The organism is Amycolatopsis suaedae (assembly GCF_004214935.1).
Lineage (GTDB): Bacteria > Actinomycetota > Actinomycetes > Mycobacteriales > Pseudonocardiaceae > Amycolatopsis > Amycolatopsis suaedae.
On sequence record NZ_SFCC01000008.1, the window covers coordinates 250,151 to 270,572 of the forward strand.

Sequence of the window (20,422 nt, forward strand, 5' to 3'; positions counted from 1 at the left end):
GTCAGTTCCCCACGCGCTTGCGTTTCCTGCTCGCCGCGATGTCGGCGATGATCAGACCCGCACCGAGCACCGCCATCAGCACGCTGGCGACGATGTGCATGCCGTCCGGCAGGATGTGCAGCTGGACGAACCACGACTTGGACGTGCTCTCGGCGACCCGGTTGATGAACCCGCCGATTCCCTGGACCATCAGGATGATCCCGATGATTTCCTTCATTGGCTGACCCTTTCCCGCTCGTTCGGCTTCTTCGACGTCATCACCCAGAACGGCCCGGCGAGGAACCAGATCCCGGCGACCATGCCCATTCGCGGCAGCCAGCCGCCGTCGGCCCACAGTCCCCTGGTCTGCTCGGGCGTGCCGACCACGAAGATCAGCAGCGCCATCACCGCCGCCGCGAGCCCGCAGGCGGCCAGGCACTTGCCCCACTCCCGCCACTCGATCTTCAGCCGCTCGGCGCGTCCCTTGGGCCGCTTGACCGGCGCCGGGCCGCCCGCGAACCGGTGCGCGAACCGCACGTCGGCCCAGCGGATCATGCTGGGGCCGAACACCACGCTGAAGCCGAGGTAGACCGCCGCCAGGCCGTGCACGAAGCCGGCCTGTCCCCCACCGGACAGGTCGATCATCGTCGCCACCAGGACGCCGACGTCGATGACCGGCGTCAGCGCCAGCAACACGACGCTGGTGCGCCGCAGCCGGAACACGTACCGGGCCACCAGGCCCAGCACGATGCACACCCAGAAGCCGATCTCCCCCGCGGCGATCACCACGGCCATCGGGTTCTCGGCGATGAACTCGAAGATCCTGTCCATGGCGACCAGCATCGCCGGAACCCGCGGGTCCCGGCGTCGGCGGAAGGTGCCGATGCGGGTCATCACTTCGGAGGACCGGGTGAGGCCCCGAAGCTCGTGAAGGCCACCTTCATTACGTCTGACGTCAGGGCCCGGCAAAGTCCAGAGTCGTGGGCGGTTGCCGTGAGGGCCCCCTTCACGGCATCAGACGCCACCACATCCGCCCTCACCCCGGCACACCCGCCCCACCAGCCTCCAACACCACAACCACCCCACCAGCCACCACGAACGAGACAACCCCAGCAAGCACCAAAGCACGTGAAGGCCACCATCACCACGTCACACGTAATGAAGGTGGCCTTCACGAGCTTGACCCCAAGCCCACGTCTCGCGATCTGGAACCGGCGTGCCGGACAGTGGAACCAGCCGGGCGGGAACGGACAACTCGCGGGTCCGGAACGGACGACTCGCGCGGGCGGGCCGTTCACGCGGGCGACCGGCACCACGTGAGAACCGGCGTCCACATCATGAGTTCTGCATTCACGCACACGAGTTCTGCGTTCCGGACCGCGACTTCTGCGCTCGGGACCACCCACCGCGTCCTGCCGCACCCCGGACTTCGCCGGGCCCCTGACGTCTCACGTAATGAAGGTGCCTTCACGTGCTTTACCGGGCGGGTGAGGCAGGGCACGTGGCGGCCGGCGCCGGGATGCGCGAGAGTGAGGCATGCCCGCGAGCGCGTTCCTGACCCGGCTGCTGGCCCTGCCCGACGTCTACGCCGGACGTGTCGCGTTCCGCCACGACGGCGCCGATCTGTCCTACGAGGACACCGGCGAACTGCTGCTCCGGCTGCACTCCGCGCTCGCCGCCCGTGACGTCGGTCCACAGTCGACGGTCGCCGTGCTCGGCGGCAACCGGCCGGAGACCCTGCTGACCCAGATCGCCGCGCAGTTGCGCGGGGCCACCGTGCTGCTGGTCGCCGCGTCGGCGAGCACCGCGCACCGGCGGTCGGCCCTCGACACCGCCGGGGCGGACCTGGTCATCAGCGATCCGGACGAGCTGTCCGGCGGCCCGGATGTGCCGGTCACCGTGCCCCCGTCGGTGCGGACCGTGTTCGGCAGCGGCGGCACCACCGGCACGCCCAAGCTGATCCGCCACGGCGGAACCTACGAGGGCATGGCGCAGATCTTCCGCCCCGACCCGGCGGGGCCGAACCGGATCCTGCAGGTGGCGCCGCTGTCCCACCTGACCGGCAACGCCACCGCGCTGGGCGCACTGCTGTCCGGCGACACGATCGTGCTGCACGAGGGGTTCGACGCCGGCGCGGTGCTGCGGGCGATCGAGACCGAGCGGATCACCCGGATCAGCCTGACCCCGCCGCGGCTGGCGGCCGTCCTCGATCACCCCGCGCTGCCCGGCACCGACCTGTCCAGCCTGCGCGCGGTGTTCCTCGGCGCCAGCCCGCTGCCGCCACGGCGGTGGGCACGGGCGCTGGAGGTGTTCGGGCCCATCGTCGGCCAGGGCTACGGGCTCACCGAGGCGCCGATGATCGCCACCATCACCGCCGCCGAGGTCGACGGCAGGCCGGAACGGCTGGAGTCGGTCGGCCGGATCGTGCCCGGCATGGCGGCCAAGGTCGTCGGCCCGGACCTGGCCGAGCTGCCGCCCGGCCAGGCCGGTGAGGTGCTGGTCCAGGGACTGTCGCTGATGGACGGTTACCACGCGGGCGGTGACGGCGCCGCGTTCGCCGGCGACTGGCTGCGTACCGGCGACATCGGCCGGTTCGACGACGAGGGCTACCTGTACCTGCTCGACCGGGCCGGCGACGTCATCGTCACCGGCGAGCACGGCACGAAGGTGTACCCGGCGATCGTGGAGGCCGCGCTGGCAACCCATCCCGGCGTGCGGCAGGCCGCGGTGTTCGGCGTGCCCGGCCCCGGCGGCGAGGGCGAGCTGGTACACGCCACGGTGGTACCCGTGGGCACACCGGACGGGCCCGCCCTGCGCGCCCACGTCCGCGCCGAGCTGGGTGGCGAGCACTTCGTGCCCGCGGGGGTGGACTTCGCCGCCTCCCTGCCGCTCACGCCGGTCGGCAAGGTCGACAAGAAAGCCCTGCGGGCCCCGTTCTGGGCGGACTGCCCCCGCGGTATCGCTTAGGCGCGGGCCACCGTCTCGCCCAGCCGGGAGCGGGCCTCCGGCGCGGCCAGCCGGCGGGCGTCGGCGGCCTCGTCGCTGGGCTCGGTCTGCGACGCCCGCTCGGCCTCCACCCGGGCGGTGTAGACCTCCACCTCACGGGCCATGTCCTCGGCCGACCAGCCGAGCACCTCACCGGCCAGCCGCGCGACCTGCGCCGCGCAGGCGACGCCGCGGTGCGGGTACTCGATGGAGATGCGGGTACGCCGCGCCAGCACGTCCTCCAGGTGCAGCGCGCCCTCGTGGCTGGCCGCGTAGACGGCCTCGACGGCCAGGTAGTCCGACGCCTCCTCGATCGGCTTGAGCAACTCGGGCCGCCCGTCGGCCAGCGCCAGCACCTCGTGCACCAGCGAGCCGTAGCGGTTGAGCAGGTGCCGGACGCGGTACGGGTGCAGCCCGTACCGCGCGCCGAGGTGGTCGGTCTGGTTGACCAGCGCGTGGTAGCCGTCGGCGCCGAGCAGCGGCACCTTGTCGGTGATCGACGGCCGGAGCCTGCCCCGCAGGTCCGATCCCGCGGCGTCGACGGCGTCGGCCGCCATCACCCGGTACGTCGTGTACTTGCCGCCCGCGATGGCCACCATGCCCGGCGCGACCCGCGCCACCGCGTGCTCCCGCGACAGCTTCGAGGTCTCCTCGCTCTCCCCGGCCAGCAGCGGCCGCAGGCCGGCGTAGACGCCCTCGATGTCGTCGTGGGTGAGCGGCGTGGCCAGCACGCGGTTGACGTGTTCGAGGATGTAGTCGATGTCCTTCTGCGTGGCCGCTGGGTGGGCCAGGTCGAGGTTCCAGTCGGTGTCGGTGGTGCCGACGATCCAGTGGTTGCCCCAGGGCAGCACGAACAGCACGGACTTCTCGGTACGCAGGATCAACCCGGCCTCGGACACGATCCGGTCCCTGGGGACCACGATGTGCACACCCTTGCTGGCCCGCACGCGGAACCGGCCGCGGGTGCCGGACAGCGACTGCAGCGAGTCGGTCCACACGCCACCGCAGTTGATCACCACGCTGGCCTGGACCTCGGTCGTCCGCCCGTCCTCGACGTCGCGGACCCGCACGCCGGACACCCGGTCCGCCTCCCGCAGGAACCCGACGACCTCGGTGGACGTCCGGATGACCGCGCCGTAGTGCGCGGCGGTGCGGGCCACCATCATCGTGTGCCTGGCGTCGTCGGCCTGCGCGTCGTAGTAGCGGATGCCGCCGATTAGCGCGCCGCGCTTGAGGGCAGGCACCATCCGCAGCGCTCCGGCCTTGGACAGGTGCTTCTGGCCGGGGACCGACCGGGCCCCGCCCATGTGGTCGTAGAGGAACAACCCGGCCGCCGTGTACGGGCGCTCCCACACCCGCTTGGTCAGCGGGTAGAGGAACGGGGCGGGCTTGACCAGGTGCGGCGCCAGCCGGGTGAGCATCAGCTCCCGCTCCCGCAGCGCCTCCCGCACCAGGCCGAACTCCAGCTGTTCCAGGTACCGCAGCCCGCCGTGGAACAGCTTGCTCGACCGGCTCGACGTGCCCGACGCCAGGTCCCGGGCCTCCACCAGCGCGACCCGCAGGCCGCGGGTGGCCGCGTCCAGCGCGACACCGGCGCCGACGACACCGCCCCCGATGACCACCAGGTCGTAGGTCTCCTCCGACAGCCGTCGCCAGGAGTCCTCGCGCGCGTCCGGGCCCAATCGAGCCGAGTTCCCATCCTGCTTAGGCACCGCAGGTCCTCCTTTCGCCAGGACCTCCAGCATCGCACGTTTGGCGAGTCGACCCCCGCCGGAGCGGGGGTCGTGTGGCGAAGCGCTCGTTCGTGTCGAAATTGCGGCGTTCAGTGCATTGGAATGATCGTGTACCAACTAGTAACGTTCCCCCGATCGTGGGGCGGCAGCGGCGCCGTGGCACGCCGGGAGGCACCCTGCGCAGAGAACGTCCGTTGTGGAGGGATGAGATGGCTGCTGGCGAGATTTTCCTGTGGGAGCTGATCGGCACCGCGATGCTGATCCTGCTCGGCAACGGTGTTGTGGCCAACAACGTGCTGCGGAAGAACAACGGCAACAACGCGGGCTTCCTGTTCGTGAACTTCGGCTGGGCGTTCGCGGTGTTCACCGGCGCCAGCATCGCCGCGCCCACCGGCGCGCACCTCAACCCGGCGGTCACGCTGGGGCTCGCGATCGCCGACCCGGAGAAGGTTCCCTGGTCGCAGGTGCCGATCTACATGCTCGCGCAGATGGTCGGCGCCATCGTCGGTGCCACGCTGTGCTGGGCCGCCTACAAGCTGCAGTTCGACGACCACCCCGAGCCGGAGAACACGCTGGGCATCTTCTCCACCGCGCCGCAGATTCCGCACAAGGTGTGGAACCTGGTGACCGAGATCATCGGTACGTTCGTGCTCGTGGCCTGGATCCTGTTCGCCGCCAACTACAAGATGGGGCCGGACGGCGTCCCCACGTTCGGCAACGCCGCGCTGGGCTACGCCGGTGTCGCGTTCGTCGTGCTGGTGATCGGTACCTCGCTGGGCGGGCCGACCGGCTACGCCATCAACCCCGCCCGTGACCTGGGCCCGCGCATCGCCTACGCGTTCATCCTGCCGATCCGCGGCAAGGCCAACCCGAACTGGGGCTACTCGTGGGTCCCGGTCGTCGGCCCGCTCGCCGGTGGTGCGCTCGCCGCGCTGCTCTACCTCGCCATGCCTGTAGCCGCCTGATAACCACAGGGAGAACGCATGACCTCCTACGTCGCCGCCATCGACCAGGGCACCACCTCGACCCGGATGATGATCTTCGATCACTCCGGCCGGGTGGTCGCCGTCGACCAGCGCGAACACGAGCAGATCTTCCCGCAGGCCGGGTGGGTCGAGCACAACGCCGAGGAGATCTGGGAGAACACCAGGGCCGTCGCGGCAGGCGCGCTGGCCAAGGGCGACCTGACCGCGGGCGACATCGCCGCCGTCGGCATCACCAACCAGCGGGAGACCACGCTGGTGTGGGACAAGGCCACCGGCAAGCCGGTGTACAACGCGATCGTCTGGCAGGACACCCGCACCGACAAGATCGTCGCCGAGCTGGGCGCGCTGGGCGGCGGGCAGGAGCGCTACCGCGCGAAGACCGGCCTGCCGCTGGCCACGTACTTCTCCGGGCCGAAGATCAAGTGGATCCTGGACAATGTGGACGGCGCCAGGCAGCGGGCCGAGAACGGTGAGCTGCTGTTCGGCAACATGGACACCTGGGTGCTGTGGAACATGACCGGCGGGCCGGAGGGTGGCGTGCACGTCACCGACCCGACCAACGCCTCGCGCACCCTGCTGATGGACCTGGACACGCTGTCCTGGGACAGCGAGATCGCCGCGGACATGGGCGTTCCGCTGTCGATGCTGCCGGAGATCCGGTCGTCGTCGGAGGAGTACGGCAAGGTCCGCGAGCGTGGTGCGCTGGGCGGCGTGCCCATCGCGGGCATCCTCGGCGACCAGCAGGCGGCTACGTTCGGTCAGGCATGTCTTTCACCCGGTGAGGCGAAGAACACCTACGGCACCGGTAACTTCGTGTTGCTCAACACCGGCACGGAGAAGGTCCTCTCGGACAACGGCCTGCTCACCACGGTCTGCTACAAGATCGGGTCGAACGACACGGTGTACGCCCTGGAGGGCTCCATCGCCGTCACCGGCTCGCTGGTGCAGTGGCTGCGGGACAACCTGGGCATGATCGGCTCGGCCGCGGAGATCGAGAAGCACGCCCGCTCGGTCGAGGACAACGGCGGCGCCTACTTCGTGCCCGCGTTCTCCGGCCTGTTCGCGCCGTACTGGCGTTCCGACGCCCGCGGCGCGATCGTCGGGCTGACCCGGTTCGTCAACAAGGGCCACCTGGCCAGGGCGGTGCTGGAGGCCACGGCGTTCCAGACCCGCGAGGTGATCGACGCGATGAACGCCGACTCCGGCGTCGCGCTGACGTCGCTGAAGGTCGACGGCGGCATGGTCGTCAACGAGCTGCTGATGCAGTTCCAGGCCGACATCCTCGGCGTGCCGGTGATCCGCCCGGTGGTCAACGAGACCACGGCACTGGGCGCCGCCTACGCCGCCGGGCTGGCCGTCGGCTTCTGGGCGAGCGAGGACGACATCCGCAACAACTGGGCCCAGGACAAGCAGTGGGACCCGGGGATGGACGAGCAGGCCAGGGAGAAGCAGTACCGGAACTGGAAGAAGGCGGTCACCAAGACCTTCGACTGGGTGGAGGACTGACCAGCCCGAGCATCGTGCCCTGGTTGTCGGCGCCCACGGCCAGACGTGACCCCTGAGCGTCGTCGAACGGGGGAACGAGCATCCGGCCACCCAGGGAGGCCAGCTTCTCCGTCGCCACGTCGACGTCGGCGACGGAGAAGTAGGTCACCCAGTGCGCCGGCACCTCGCCGAGCGTGTCGGCGGGCAGCTCACCCAGCCCGCACACCGGCTCGCCGCCGGTGGTCAGGCCCAGGTAGCGGAAGCCGGGGACCGACATGTCGATCGTGCCGTAGCCGAACACGCCGGTGTAGAACGTGACGGCGGCGTCGAGCTCGTCGGTGAGGCACTCGTTCCAGGCCATCGCCCCCGTGCCGGTCGCCACCGGCGGGCCCGCGGGCTGCCAGAGGCCCACCGCCGCGCCGGCCGGGTCGACGGCCACGGCCAGGCTGCCCCCGGGGACGTCTCGCGGCGGGACGAGGATGCTGCCCGCCGCCGGGCCGACCCTGGCCGCGGCGGCGGCCAGGTCGGGCACGGCGAGGTAGGTCGTCCAGAGGGTGTCCGGCCCCTGCGAGATCCCCGCGGCGGGCAGGCCGCCGAGGGTGCAGACCAGGTGGACGGCGTCGCCGTCGTCGTACTCGCCGAACTCCCAGCCCAGCAGCGGCCCGTAGAACCCGGCGGCCAGCTCGCGGTCAGGGACCGTCAGCCCTGCCCAGCAGGGCGTGCCCGAAGCGGTCTCGGCGCTCGACGCCATCGCGGGGACTCCAGTCGTCGCGGGAGGCCCCCGAGTCTGCCACCACCGGCCGCGATTCCCGGAGAAGAATCAGTTGCGGTTGGTTGAATACCCGAGTGGGTGAATTCAGGTCAACTTTGCGTAGACGATCACGTTGTCGCGATAACTGCGGGCGTCACGGTCGAAACTGCCGCCGCAGGTGATCAACCGCAGTTCCGGTGCGTCGGTGTCGCCGTAGACGGCGTCGGTCGGGAACTCCTTCTTGGCCACCTGGTCGACCCGGTCGACGACGAACCGCGCGACCGTGCCGTCCTTGCGGCTGATCGTGACCTCGTCACCGGGGACCAGCTCGTGCAGGCGGAAGAAGATGCCCTTCTGCTTGTTGCCGTCGACGTGGCCGAGCACCACCGCCGGACCGACCTCGCCCGGCGTCGGGCCGTAGGTGTACCAGCCCGCCTGCATGGGCTCGGTGACCGGCGGGACCTGGACGGTGTTGTCGGCGTTGAGCCCCAGCCCGACCAGCGTCGAGTGTGCGCCGATCCGCGGAATGTCGATGGACTCGGGCTCGGCCTTGGGCATCCCGGCCGGCGGCGCGCCGGTCGCGGGCGGTCGGGCCGGTGCCGGCGCGGCTGGTGGCGCGCCCGCCCCGCCGCAGCCCGCGACCAGCGCCAGCGCGGCGAGCAGGGCGGCCACCAGCCGGACCGACCCCCAGTCCCTAATGGACATTCGAGTCGTTCTTGCGCCTGCGGTAGGCGTACACCCCGACGCCGGCCGCCACGGCGAGCGTGGTCGCGCCGAACAGCGCGGCGACGATGCCGGCGTAGGCGGACGGGTCCGCCGGACCGGAACCGGTCTCGACCCCGCCGCTGGGCACCTTGGCGACCTGGCCGGGCTGCGGCTTGGCCGGCTTGGCCGGCTCGGTGCCCAGCACGGTGAACGTGGCCGAGCCCTTACGCTCCGGCTTGTTCCTGGCCGAGCAGGTGACGTCGACCGAGTACTTGCCCGGCTTGACGTCCTTCACCGTGCCGGAGGCCCGGTCCGACGTGCCTGCCGACTTCAGGTCGATCGCCGTGGACGTCACCTGGGAGTACCAGGCCTGCCCGGGCACCTGGCAGTTGAAGGTGACCGTGACGGCGGCGCCCGGCTTTCCCGTGCCCGGGCTGACCTTCACGCTCAGCTTGGGCGCCGGCGGCGGCTTCGGCTCGCTGGTCTCCTGTGCCAGTGCGGCGGCCGGCGCGAGCAGCAGCGCTCCGGTGAGCAGACCGGTCGCGGTGATTCTGGTGATGTTCATGGTGTTCTCCCCTCTCACTTCGGTCCGCCGCCGGTCTCCACACCCCCGGCAGGCACCTTCACGACCTGGCCGGGCTTCTTGGCCGGTGCGGGCTGGAGCTGCTCGGCGCCGAGGACGGTGAAGGTGGCCGAGCCCTCGCGGCGGGAGCCGCCCTTGTACTGGCAGAGCACGTCGATGGAGTACTCGCCGGGCTTGACGTTTTTCACCGTGCCGGTCGCCTTGTCGGAGGCTGGGCTGGACTTGATGTCGATCGCGCCGGACGACGGGTAGCCGTACCACGCCGCGCCCTCGACCTGGCAGTCGTAGCTGATCGACACCTTCGTGCCCGGCTTTCCCTTGCTGGGACTGACTTTCACGGTCAGCTGCGGCCCCGGCGGCTTGCTCGGCGAGGTGGGCGCCTGCGCCAGCGCGGCCGGCGTCAGCAGCAGTGTCCCGGCCAGCAAACCCGCCGCGGTGAGTCTGGTGATGGTCATGGGTGTTCCCCTTGTTCGCGCGGGATCCGGCGCGGCCGGACCACTCCCCTGTGCCCTCGCTGCGATGTACACGCCGGTGCCGGCCGCGAGGTTGCCCGCGGCCGGCACCGTTACTCAGCCGTGTTCGCGGCGCCGGGCCGCGAACCACACGCCGCCACCCACGACGGCGAGCGCCCCGGCACCGGCGAGCAGGCCGGTGTAGGAGGCCGGGTCCTCCGGTCCGGCACCGGTCTCGGCCGCGCCGATCGGCACCTTGGCGACCTGCTTGGGCGCGGCCTGCTTCGTGACCGGCGCCTTGGCCTTGACGGTCACCTTGGCCGGCAACCGCTTACCCTCGCAGACCAACATGAACTGATGGGTGCCGGGCTTGGCCTCGCCGGTGACCCGGTAGGTGACCTTCACGTCCTTCCAGCCGTCGTGGTGAGTCGAGTCGTCGGCCACCTTCCTGAATCCGGCTGGGTGATTCACCAGGAAGTTGTACGGACTGACGCAACGCCCGCTAGCGGTCACGGTGTCACCGACCGACACGGTGACCGGGGACACCCTGAAGCCGGTCTTGCCGGGAGCCGCGTCCTGCGCCAAGGCGACGCCTGGCCCCAGCAGCAGGGCTCCGCCGACGAGAGCGGCCACGACGATGTTCTTGCGATTCATTTCATCTCCTGAAAAAGACATGGGAGTGCCCCGGTTGGAATTGCGTTCTGCTTGAAACGCGGAAGCCGTTCAGAAATCCCCAGTCATCATTTCCGCTTCAGCGTTCCGACACCCCAAAGACGCCATTTCCCCACCCCAGGTTGCCGCCGGAAATAACGGAACGATCGCGGAATGAACCGGCAATCTTGACAAAAATCGGCCCCCGGAAGGACAACCTCCGGGGGCCGCACGCGTCCGCACGCGTTCACTCCAGGTCGTCGTGCCGCATCAGCTGGCGTCCGGCCTCGGTGATCGAGCCGGACATCGACGGGTAGACGGAGAACGTCAGCGCCAGGTGCTCGACGGTGAGCTGGTTCTGCACGGCCAGCGCGATCGGCAGGATCAGCTCGCTGGCCGACGGCGCCACCACGACGCCACCGATGACCACGCCGGTGGCCTGGCGGCAGAACAGCTTCACGAAGCCGTGCCGCACGCTCTCCATCTTCGCCCGCGGGTTGGTCGCCAGCGGGAGCATGATGGTGCGAGCGGTTACCTCGCCGGAGTCGATGACCTGCTGGCTGATGCCGACCGTGGCGATCTCCGGGTGGGTGAACACGTTCGCCGCGACGGTCTTCAGCTTGATCGGCGCGACGCCCTGGCCCAGCGCGTGCCACATGGCGATGCGGCCCTGCATGCTGGCCACCGACGCGAGCATGAGCACGCCGGTGCAGTCGCCCGCCGCGTAGATCCCGGACGCGCTGGTGCGCGACACCCGGTCGACCGTGATGAACCCGCCCGGGCCCGGCTCGATGCCGACGGTCTCCAGTCCGATGTCGGTGGTGTTCGGCGTCGAGCCGACGGTCATCAGCGCGTGGCTGGCCTCGATGACCCTGCCGTCGGTCAGGTGGACCGCCACGCCCTTCTCGGTGCGCTCGACGCGGTCGGCGCGGGCGTGCTTGACCACCGCCGTGCCGCGCTGGCTGAAGACCTCCTCCAGCACCGCGGCGGCGTCGGCGTCCTCGTGCGGGAGCACGCGGTCGCGGCTGGACACGACGGTGACCTTCACGCCCATCTCGGTGTAGGCCGAGGCGAACTCGGCGCCGGTCACACCGGAGCCGACGACGGCCAGGTGCTCGGGCAGTTCCGGCAGGTCGTAGAGCTGGCGCCAGTCGAGGATCCGCTCGCCGTCCGGCACGGCGCCGGGCAGCACCCTCGGCGTGGCGCCGGTGGCGATCAGCACGACGTCGGCGGGCAGCACCTCGGTGTTGCCGTCGTGGTCGGTGACGGAGACCTTGTGGGTGGCCAGGCCCGGCTCGTCGTCGCAGAACCGGGCCTCACCGGTCAGCACGCGGACGCCGTCGCGCTGCAGGCGGGCGCGGATGTCGGCGGACTGGGCCAGCGCGAGCCCGCGCACCCGGCCGTGGACCGTGCGCAGGTCGACGCTGGTGTCGGCCAGGTCGGTGGCGATGCCCAGCTCGGCGAACCCGTGCAGGCTGGCCCGGGCGCCGGACGAGGCGATGAACGTCTTCGAGGGCACGCAGTCGTAGAGCACGCAGGCGCCGCCGACGCCGTCGCGCTCGACGATGGTGACGTCGGCGCCGTGCTGCGCGGCCACCAGAGCGGCCTCGTACCCGGCGGGCCCGCCGCCCATGATGACGATCCTGGTCACCTGTCGTTCCTCCCTCGAGCCGGTGGTGGTCGGCACGTCGTCCACCGTAGCCGGGCCGGTTCGGCACGGGGTCGCTAGGCTGTCGCCCGTGCCCCTGTATGCCGCCTACGGGTCCAATATGGAACCCGCCCAGATGATGCAGCGTGCGCCGCACTCGCCGATGGCCGGCACCGGCTGGCTGGAGGGCTGGCGGCTGACGTTCGGCGGCGAGGACCTGGGCTGGGAGGGTGCCCTGGCCACGATCGTCGAGGATCCGGGGTCGAGGGTGTTCGTGGTCCTCTACGACGTCACCCCGCTCGACGAGTCCCAGCTGGACCGCTGGGAGGGCGGTGAGCTGGGCATGCACAACAAGATCCGCCTGCGGGTCCAGACGATGGACGGCTCGGTGCTGGCCTGGCTGTACGTGCTGGACGCCTACGAGGGCGGCCTGCCCTCGGCCCGCTACCTGGGCGTGCTTGCCGACGCGGCCGAGGCCGCAGGCGCCCCCGCCGACTACGTCGAGGCCCTGCGCACCCGCCCCTGCTCAGGCATAGGCCCCTAACCCGCGAGTCTCGCCTTCAGGAACGCGAGTCTCGCGCTCAGGAACGCGAATGACGCGCTCGCGCCCAGTGGATGAGTTATCCACACCCTTTCGGGTTATCCACAGATTTCATCCACGTCCGTTCGGACGGTCACGCGCTCGTCACAACGGGCGCACAGTAGGCACGTGACTACTCTTCCGAACAGCGCACACGGCGCCTGCCTGCGCACCGACGCGATGCGGGTCTTCGGCAAACGAGCCCTGCGTGCGGCGATCGATCACGGCATCCTCGTGTCATTCTCCCGCTCCGTCCTGATGGACGGTAAACGTGCCCTCGAATTCCACACCCGGGCCGAGGCAGCCCTTCTCCACGCCGGTCCGGACGCCGCCCTCACCAGGAACAGTACCCTTCTGCTGAACGGCTGCACGGCGGCCGACAACGCTCCGATCGACCTGCTCGTGCCCTACAGCAGCCGGGTCGGTGACCGGTCCGGTCTGGTTGCTCACCGAGGCCGCCTCGACCCGGCGGACGTGGAGGAGGTCGACGGCCTGCGCACGGTCGTTGTCGAGCTGGCACTGGCAGACCTGCTCACCCGCGGTAGCCGACGTTCGGCCCTGGCCTGCGCCGACCAGGTCCTCGCCCGCGTGCCGGCCGAGGCACACGCGGGGTTCCTGGACTGGGTCGGCATGCGGATCGACGAGCGGGTCGATCCGAGGGGCCGGCGCCAGGCTCACGCATTGCTGGGTCTGGCCACCGGCCTACCCGAGTCGCCTGCGGAGAGCTGGACCCTCCTGGAGCTCGTCGACGGCGGCCTGCCGCCGCCGGTACCGCAATTCCCGGTGACCGACCTGGCCGGCCGCGTGGTGTACCGGCTCGACTTCGCCTGGCCCGACCTGCGGATTGCCGTCGAGTACGACGGCTACGCCGCCCATTTGGACCGGCGAGGTCGGGACGCGCGACGGGACGAGGACCTGCGCCGGCGCGGCTGGATCGTCATCCGCGCCGACGCTACCGACCTGCACGACCCGAGCCGGCTGATCGCCGGCGTCCGGGCGGCCTTCGCCCGCCGGGGGTTCGCGGCCTGAGCGCGAGACTCGCGTTCCTGAACACGACACTCGCGTTCCTGAGCGCGAGACTCGCGGGTCAGGCCAGGGCTGTCAGGGCGGTGTGGGTCATGACGCGGATGCCGGCCAGGAGGGCGCGCTCGTCCAGCTCGAAGGTGCCCTGGTGCAGGTCACGCATGGGGCCCTCGCCGGACCACACGCCCAGGCGGGCGAACGCGCCGGGCACGTGCTCCAGGTACCAGCCGAAGTCCTCGCCGCCGGACGACTGCTCGGCGTCGGTCAGCGACCGCTCACCGAGCGCGGCCTCGACGCCCGCCCGCATCATGTCCACGCTGAGCTGGTCGTTCACCACCGGCGGCACGCCGCGGGTGTAGGACAGCGAGAAGCCGACGCCGGTCGGCGCCAGCAGCGACTCGACCAGCGACGCCACCAGCGGCTCCAGCTGGGTCCAGGTGTCGTGGTCGGCCGTCCGCAGCGTGCCGCGCAGGACGCCGTCCTGCGGCACCGCGTTCGCGGCCTCGCCCGCGTGCACCGCACCCCAGACCAGCACCGTGCCCGACCGCGGGTCGACCCGCCGGGACAGCAGCGCGGGCAGCGACGTGATCACTGTGCCCAGCGCGTGCACCAGGTCGGCCGTCAGGTGCGGGCGCGACGTGTGCCCGCCGGGCGAGGTGAGCCGCAGCTCGACCAGGTCGGCGGCCGACGTCAGCGGCCCCACCCGGGTGCCGACGACGCCGACCGGGAGCCTCGGCGCGCAGTGCAGCCCGAAGATCCGCTCGACGTCCTTGAGCGCACCGGCGTCGATGGCGTCCAGCGCACCGCCGGGCATGACCTCCTCGGCGGGCTGGAAGATCAGCCGCACCCGGCCGGGCAGCTCGTCGGCGGCCCGCAGGGCCAGCGCGGTACCCAGCAGGATCGTGGTGTGCGCGTCGTGCCCGCAGGCATGCGCCACGCCGTCGACGGTCGACGCGAACGGCAGGCCGGTCGCCTCGGTCAGCGGCAGCGCGTCCATGTCGGCACGCAGCGCGACGCACCGGTCACCCTCGCCGATGTCGCAGATCAGGCCTGTCCCGCCGGGCAGTACGGACGGCCGCAGCCCCGCCGAGCGCAGGACGCCGCCCACCAGCTCGGTCGTCGCGTACTCGCGCCGCGACAGCTCCGGGTTGGCGTGGATGTGCCTCCGCCACGCCACGACGTCGGCCGCGTGTTCGGTCAGCCACTCGTCGAGCCAGGCGGGGCCTCGTCCGGCTCCGACATCCTGCACAGGTGCCATGCTGACGCCACCGGGCGTGATGAGCGCGTCCGGGTCACCGGAAGTGGTGGCCACCCGGACGCCGTCCCGGTCCTCCGGCGTCTCCGGCCGCGAATCCAGCACGGTCACGCCGCACCTGCCATTCGAAGTGTGAGAAAAGTCGTACCCATCGGTGCTCGATGGTGCACCATGCAGGTCGCAAGGGACCAGTTTCCACAGTGCTCAACCGGACAGCCGGTAGTGGATCTGCGCCGAACGGCGACACTCAGTTCGGTCAGGCTTAACGAACTCAGCCACCACTGCGGCGCTTCTTGCGCACCCGCCGTCCCCAGAACACGATCCCGGCCAGCACGACGGCCGCGCCGCCGGCGATCAGCTTGCTGCGGCTGTTCTCCCCGTTGGCACGCTCGGTCTCGGCCGGGTCGAGCACCGGCCCCGGCTGGGTCTGCGCGAGCACGATCTCCGACCCGGGAGCCGGCTCGGCGGCGACAGCCGGACCGGTCAGCACACCGAGCCCGACGAGCACACCCGCCAGCACCGCCAACACCACACGCCTGTACGCCACGCCCCTCAGTGTGCCCTGCCGGCCACTGTGCGTCATCCGGACCTGCCGAACGCGTCCAGAATCCGCTGCGCGGCCAGCGTGGCGGTCAGCTCACCGTCGCGGACAGCCCGCTCGACCTCCGGCACGACCTCGGCGACGCCCGGATGCGCGGTCAGCCGGTCCAGCAGCTGCTCGCGCACCATCGACCAGGTCCAGTCCACCTGCTGACGGCTGCGCTTGGCGGCCAGCTCACCGGAGGCCGCCAGGGTGTCGGCGTGCCTGCCGACCTGCTGCCACACCGTGTCCAGGCCGGTGCCGTTCAGCGCACTGCAGGTGAGCACCGGCGGCGTCCACGGCGCGTCCGGCCCGTAGATCATCCGCAGCGCGCCGGACAGTTCCCTGGCCGCGCGCTTGGCGTCGCGCTCGTGCTCGCCGTCGGCCTTGTTGACGGCGATGACGTCGGCCAGTTCCAGCACGCCCTTCTTGATGCCCTGCAGCGAGTCGCCGGTGCGCGCCAGGGTGAGGAACAGGAAGCAGTCGACCATGTTGGCCACGGTCACCTCGGACTGCCCGACGCCGACGGTCTCCACCAGCACGATGTCGTACCCGGCGGCCTCCATCAGCACGATCGTCTCCCTGGTCGCCCGCGCGACGCCGCCGAGCGTGCCCGACGTGGGCGAGGGCCGGATGAACGCCGCCGGGTCGACGGCCAGCCGCGCCATCCGGGTCTTGTCGCCCAGGATGCTGCCGCCGGTGCGGGTGGACGACGGGTCGACGGCCAGTACGGCGACGCGGTGCCCGGCCGTCGTCAGGTCGGTGCCCAGCTGATCGATGAATGTCGACTTACCGACACCGGGGACGCCAGTGATGCCGACCCGCCGCGCGCCACCGGCCGACGGCAGCAACTCGACCAGCAGCTCCTGCGCGAGTGCCCGGTGCTCGGGACGGCTGGACTCGACCAGGGTGATCGCCCGCGACAGCGTCCCCCTGTCCCCGGCCAGCACGCCCTTGGCGTAGGCCGCGACGTCGACCTTACGAGCCATGCCGCGCGCTGAGCTGACCGAGCAGTTCGACGGCCGCGTCGGCGATCACCGTGCCGGGACCGAAGATCGCGGCGGCACCGGCGGCCCGCAGCTCGTCGTAGTCCTGCGGCGGGATCACCCCGCCGACGACGACCATGATGTCCTCGGCACCCAGCTCCGCCAGTTCGGTACGCAGCGCGGGCACCAGCGAGAGGTGCCCGGCGGCCAGCGAGGACACACCGACGATGTGCACGTCGGCGTCCACGGCCTGACGGGCCACCTCGGCCGGGGTGGAGAACAGCGGGCCGACGTCGACGTCGAAGCCCAGGTCGGCGAACGCCGTGGCGATCACCTTCTGCCCGCGGTCGTGCCCGTCCTGCCCCATCTTGGCGACCAGGATGCGTGGCCGCCGGCCCTCGGCCTCGCCGAACTCGGTGACCCGCTGCCGGGCCAGCTCGACGTTCCCGGACTTGCCGACCTCGTCGCGGTACACGCCGGAAATGGTACGGATCTGGCCGGAGTGGCGGCCCCACAGTTTCTCCAGCGCGTCGGAGATCTCCCCGACCGTGGCCTTGGCCCGCGCCGCGTCGATGGCCAGCTCCAGCAGGTTGCCGTCGGCCTCGGCGCCCGCGGTGAGCCTGCGCAACGCGTCCTCGGTCGCCGCGGAGTCGCGTTCCTCGCGCAGCCGCCGCAGCTTGTCCAGCTGCTGACCGCGCACCCCGGCGTTGTCGACCTTGAGCACCTCGACGTCCTCGGTGGCGTCGGCGGGCAGCCGGTACTTGTTGACCCCGATCACCGGCTGGCGGCCGGAGTCGATGCGGGCCTGCGTGCGGGCCGCCGCTTCCTCGATGCGCAGCTTGGGGATACCGGCGTCGATGGCCCTGGCCATGCCGCCCGCCGACTCGACCTCCTCGATGTGTGCCCACGCCCGGCGCGCCAGGTCGTAGGTGAGCCGCTCGACGAACGCGCTGCCGCCCCACGGGTCGATGACCCGGGTGGTGCCGGACTCCTGCTGCAGCAGCAGCTGGGTGTTGCGGGCGATGCGCGCGGAGAAGTCGGTGGGCAGCGCCAGTGCCTCGTCCAGTGCGTTGGTGTGCAGCGACTGCGTGTGCCCCTGGGTGGCGGCCATCGCCTCGACGCAGGTGCGCGCGACGTTGTTGTAGACGTCCTGCGCGGTCAGCGACCAGCCCGAGGTCTGGCAGTGCGTACGCAGCGAGAGCGACTTGTCGTTGGCCGGGGAGAACTGCTTGACCAGCTTGGCCCACAGCAGCCGGGCCGCACGCAGCTTGGCGACCTCCATGAAGAAGTTCATGCCGATGGCCCAGAAGAACGACAGCCGCGGCGCGAACGAGTCGATGTCCAGCCCGCCGTCGATGCCCGCGCGGATGTACTCGACACCGTCGGCCAGCGTGTAGGCCAGCTCCAGATCGGCGGTCGCCCCGGCCTCCTGCATGTGGTAGCCGGAAATGGAGATCGAGTTGAACCGCGGCATGTTGCGCGAGGTGAACGAGAAAATGTCGGAGATGATCCGCATCGACGGCTGCGGCGGGTAGATGTAGGTGTTGCGGACCATGAACTCCTTGAGGATGTCGTTCTGGATGGTCCCGGCCAGCTTCTCGGGGGGCACGCCCTGTTCCTCGGCGGCGACGACGTAGAGCGCCATCACCGGCAGCACCGCGCCGTTCATCGTCATCGACACGCTCATCCGGTCCAGCGGGATGCCGTCGAAGAGCTGACGCATGTCGTAGATCGAGTCGATGGCCACCCCGGCCATGCCGACGTCACCGGCGACCCTCGGGTGGTCGGAGTCGTAGCCGCGGTGGGTGGCCAGGTCGAACGCCACCGAAAGGCCCTTCTGGCCTGCCGCGAGGTTGCGCCGGTAGAAGGCGTTGGATTCCTCTGCGGTGGAGAACCCGGCGTACTGCCGGATGGTCCACGGCTGGTTGACGTACATCGTCGGGTAGGGCCCGCGCAGGTACGGCGCGATGCCGGGGTAGCCGCCGGTGAAGTCCACTCCGGACAGATCGTCGGCGGTGTAGAGCGGCTTGACGCCGATGCCTTCCGGTGTCTCCCAGGCCAGCGCGTCGGCGCCCTTGCCGGTGCTGGCCTGCAGGGCGTCGGCCCAGTCCGCGGCGCCGCCCGGCTCGGGCGTGCCCAGCTCGACGTCGGCGAAGTTCGGGATGGTCATGCCGTGACTCCCAGCGTCGCGTGCAGCTCGGTCAGGACGGCCAGCGCGTCGCAGCCGGCGTACAGGGCGCCGTCGACGCCGTCGCGTGGCTTGCCCGCGATCAGCACCGTCGTCGCGCCGGCCTCACGCAGCCGGGTGGCGACCTCGGCGGCACGCTCGTCGTAGTCGCGGTCGGTGCCGCACAGGCACGCCACGGTCGCGCCGGACTCGCGCAGGGCGGCGGGCAGGTCGTCGGTGGCGCCGGGGTTGATGGCCTCGATGCCGCCGGCGGCGAGCAGGTTGGCCGCGAACGTCGCCCGCGCGGTGTGTGCCGCGACCGGGCCGAGCGTGGCGAGGAACACCCGGGGCCGGGCCTGCGCCGCGTCGGCGGCGTCCCGCAGTGCCTCGAACGCCTCGGCGTACCGGCGCCGGGGCAACCCGCCGTCCACAGTGGACATCGCGGGACGCTCGATACGCTTCTCGGTCAGGTTGGGGAACTCGCTCACCCCGGTGATCGCGTCGGCCCGTTTGGCGATCCGCTTCGCCCGCCCGGCCCAGGTCCGCTCCAGCCTGCCGGCCAGCGCTCCGGAGTCCAGTGTGGACTCGATGCCGCCCTCGGCCTCGATGGCGGTGAACTCCCGCCATGCCGCGTGAGCCAGCTCGTCGGTGAGCCGCTCGACGTACCAGGAGCCGCCAGCCGGGTCGATCACCCCGCCGAGCCGGGACTCCTCGCCGAGGATCGCGCTGGTGTTGCGGGCGATGCGGCGGGCGAACGCGTCGGGCAGGCCGACGGCGTGGTCGAACGGCAGCACGGTGATCGCGTCGGCGCCGCCGACGGCCGCGCCGAAGCAGGCGATGGTGGCCCGCAGCATGTTCACCCACGGGTCGCGGCGGGTGTACATGGCGGGCGAGGTGACGGCGTGCTGCCGCATGCCGCGTTGCTCCGGCGGTACCCCGCAGACCTCGGTGACCCTGGCCCACAGCCGCCGCGCCGCCCGCAGCTTGGCGATGGTGAGGAACTGGTCGGCGCCCGCGGCGAGGCGGAACTCCAGCTGCCGGGCCGCCGTGGCGACGTCGAGCCCGGCGGCGGTGAGCGCCCGCAGGTAGGCGACGCCGGTGGCGACCGCGGCACCCAGCTCCTGTGAGTCGGCACCGCCCGCCTCGGCGTAGGGCAGCCCGTCGGCGACCAGCGTGGTCAGGTTCGGATGGCGGCCGGCCAGCCGGGCGGCCAGCTCGGCGGCCGGGGCGACGTCGTGCGGCTGTCCGGTGCGGGCCCGCAGGCCGATCGGGTCGGCGCCGACGTTGCCGGTGACCGCGCTGTCCGGGACGTCACGGTCGGCGAACACCGCCAGCAGCGCGTCGGCGGCGGCCGCGTACTCCTCCCCCGCGTCGAGCACGACCGGGGCCAGTTCGGCGTAGACGCCGGCCAGCACGTCGGGCAGGGCGGCGATGGGCACGCCGCCCGTTCCGGTGCGCAGCCACACCGAGCCCGCGCCGCCCTCCAGGTCGGCCAGGATGGCGCGGTTGGCCGCGGCGGGGTCGGGGTCGGCGTGCAGCTGACGCAGGTCCCAGCCGGTGACCAGCGCGCCCTCCGGGCGGGTGCCGCGGACGAACGGCGGCAGCCCGGGGAAACCGGCGGGTGGTGCCTGGTCGTCGGCGGTGTACAGCGGCCGTAGCTCGATGCCGTCGTAGGTCCGGCTGGTGAGCAGGCTGTCCGGATCGCCGCCGAAGTCCTCGGGTAACGCTCCGCTCTTGCGCAGCACGCCGGCGACCAGCTCCTGCCACCGCTGCCGGCTCGGCGCGTCGAACTCGCCGCCGAGCACCAGCTCGCCGGGTTCTTCCGGCAGGGACGTCGTCGTCATGAAAAACCATGCTAGGGCCACCGGGGACC

19 protein-coding genes are annotated in these 20,422 nt (G+C 71.3%); 5 read left to right on the top strand and 14 right to left on the bottom strand.

The annotated features are described in order from the left end of the window. Window position 1: 1 nt before the first annotated feature. Both EWH70_RS17620 and EWH70_RS17625 read right to left on the bottom strand, forming a co-directional pair. Window positions 2-217: a hypothetical protein gene (locus EWH70_RS17620; protein WP_130476504.1), complete on the bottom strand. Its 216-nt coding sequence runs from the start codon at window positions 215-217 to the stop codon at window positions 2-4. Further along, window positions 214-810 carry a hypothetical protein gene (locus tag EWH70_RS17625; RefSeq protein WP_130476629.1) on the bottom strand — a complete coding sequence of 199 codons (597 nt, stop codon included), beginning with the start codon at window positions 808-810 and terminating at the stop codon, window positions 214-216. The genes EWH70_RS17620 and EWH70_RS17625 overlap by 4 nt, the downstream gene beginning before the upstream one ends. A 705-nt stretch (window positions 811-1,515) precedes the next feature. Here EWH70_RS17625 and EWH70_RS17630 point away from each other — a divergent pair. Then, complete coding sequence (locus EWH70_RS17630) at window positions 1,516-2,946, top strand: class I adenylate-forming enzyme family protein (RefSeq protein ID WP_130476505.1); 1,431 nt, start codon at window positions 1,516-1,518, stop codon at window positions 2,944-2,946. On the opposite strand, the gene EWH70_RS17635 is transcribed toward EWH70_RS17630, so the two are convergent. Continuing rightward, window positions 2,943-4,676 (bottom strand): glycerol-3-phosphate dehydrogenase/oxidase, encoded by a 1,734-nt coding sequence (locus EWH70_RS17635; RefSeq protein WP_240687035.1) that lies wholly within the window; start codon window positions 4,674-4,676, stop codon window positions 2,943-2,945. The two genes, EWH70_RS17630 and EWH70_RS17635, sit on opposite strands and share 4 nt — an antisense overlap. A 230-nt stretch (window positions 4,677-4,906) precedes the next feature. Between EWH70_RS17635 and EWH70_RS17640 the strand changes: the two genes are divergently transcribed. Both EWH70_RS17640 and glpK read left to right on the top strand, forming a co-directional pair. After that, on the top strand, window positions 4,907-5,662 hold the full coding sequence (locus EWH70_RS17640; RefSeq protein WP_130476507.1) for an MIP/aquaporin family protein: 756 nt from the start codon (window positions 4,907-4,909) through the stop codon (window positions 5,660-5,662). A gap of 18 nt (window positions 5,663-5,680) precedes the next feature. Continuing rightward, window positions 5,681-7,189, top strand: coding sequence for a glycerol kinase GlpK (glpK, locus tag EWH70_RS17645; protein ID WP_130476508.1), 1,509 nt, complete (start codon window positions 5,681-5,683; stop codon window positions 7,187-7,189). Here glpK and EWH70_RS17650 read toward each other — a convergent pair. The 6 genes from EWH70_RS17650 to EWH70_RS17675 all read right to left on the bottom strand — a co-directional run bounded on the left by EWH70_RS17650 (window position 7,158) and on the right by EWH70_RS17675 (window position 11,961). After that, window positions 7,158-7,919 (bottom strand): VOC family protein, encoded by a 762-nt coding sequence (locus tag EWH70_RS17650; protein WP_130476509.1) that lies wholly within the window; start codon window positions 7,917-7,919, stop codon window positions 7,158-7,160. The two genes, glpK and EWH70_RS17650, sit on opposite strands and share 32 nt — an antisense overlap. A gap of 105 nt (window positions 7,920-8,024) precedes the next feature. Beyond that, entirely contained in the window at window positions 8,025-8,624 is a 600-nt protein-coding gene (locus tag EWH70_RS17655; protein ID WP_130476510.1) for a class F sortase, read from the bottom strand. Next, window positions 8,614-9,189: a hypothetical protein gene (locus EWH70_RS17660; protein WP_130476511.1), complete on the bottom strand. Its 576-nt coding sequence runs from the start codon at window positions 9,187-9,189 to the stop codon at window positions 8,614-8,616. Before EWH70_RS17660 ends, EWH70_RS17655 begins: the two co-directional genes overlap by 11 nt. Window positions 9,190-9,203: 14 nt before the next feature. Next, window positions 9,204-9,662: a hypothetical protein gene (locus EWH70_RS17665; RefSeq protein ID WP_130476512.1), complete on the bottom strand. Its 459-nt coding sequence runs from the start codon at window positions 9,660-9,662 to the stop codon at window positions 9,204-9,206. 114 nt (window positions 9,663-9,776) lie between these two features. Further along, on the bottom strand, window positions 9,777-10,313 hold the full coding sequence (locus EWH70_RS17670) for a hypothetical protein (protein ID WP_130476513.1): 537 nt from the start codon (window positions 10,311-10,313) through the stop codon (window positions 9,777-9,779). A gap of 244 nt (window positions 10,314-10,557) precedes the next feature. Beyond that, window positions 10,558-11,961, bottom strand: a complete 1,404-nt coding sequence (locus EWH70_RS17675) for an NAD(P)H-quinone dehydrogenase (RefSeq protein ID WP_130476630.1) — start codon at window positions 11,959-11,961, stop codon at window positions 10,558-10,560. Window positions 11,962-12,049: 88 nt separating this feature from the next. On the opposite strand from EWH70_RS17675, the gene EWH70_RS17680 reads away from it, so the two are divergent. Together EWH70_RS17680 and EWH70_RS17685 are read left to right on the top strand one after the other, a co-directional pair. Next, window positions 12,050-12,502, top strand: coding sequence for a gamma-glutamylcyclotransferase family protein (locus tag EWH70_RS17680; protein WP_130476514.1), 453 nt, complete (start codon window positions 12,050-12,052; stop codon window positions 12,500-12,502). 165 nt (window positions 12,503-12,667) lie between these two features. Then, on the top strand, window positions 12,668-13,567 hold the full coding sequence (locus tag EWH70_RS17685; RefSeq protein ID WP_240687036.1) for a DUF559 domain-containing protein: 900 nt from the start codon (window positions 12,668-12,670) through the stop codon (window positions 13,565-13,567). A gap of 58 nt (window positions 13,568-13,625) precedes the next feature. Here EWH70_RS17685 and EWH70_RS17690 read toward each other — a convergent pair whose 3' ends face one another. From EWH70_RS17690 to EWH70_RS17710, 5 genes are all read right to left on the bottom strand, one after another. Further along, window positions 13,626-14,927, bottom strand: a complete 1,302-nt coding sequence (locus tag EWH70_RS17690; RefSeq protein WP_130476515.1) for a M20 family metallopeptidase — start codon at window positions 14,925-14,927, stop codon at window positions 13,626-13,628. A 160-nt stretch (window positions 14,928-15,087) separates the two neighbouring features. Beyond that, complete coding sequence (locus EWH70_RS17695; RefSeq protein ID WP_240687037.1) at window positions 15,088-15,363, bottom strand: hypothetical protein; 276 nt, start codon at window positions 15,361-15,363, stop codon at window positions 15,088-15,090. Window positions 15,364-15,395: 32 nt separating this feature from the next. Further along, entirely contained in the window at window positions 15,396-16,385 is a 990-nt protein-coding gene (gene meaB / locus EWH70_RS17700) for a methylmalonyl Co-A mutase-associated GTPase MeaB (protein WP_130476517.1), read from the bottom strand. Then, window positions 16,375-18,552, bottom strand: a complete 2,178-nt coding sequence (gene scpA / locus EWH70_RS17705) for a methylmalonyl-CoA mutase (RefSeq protein ID WP_130476518.1) — start codon at window positions 18,550-18,552, stop codon at window positions 16,375-16,377. Before scpA ends, meaB begins: the two co-directional genes overlap by 11 nt. Beyond that, window positions 18,549-20,393 (bottom strand): methylmalonyl-CoA mutase family protein, encoded by a 1,845-nt coding sequence (locus EWH70_RS17710; protein ID WP_130476519.1) that lies wholly within the window; start codon window positions 20,391-20,393, stop codon window positions 18,549-18,551. Before EWH70_RS17710 ends, scpA begins: the two co-directional genes overlap by 4 nt. Window positions 20,394-20,422: the final 29 nt, after the last annotated feature.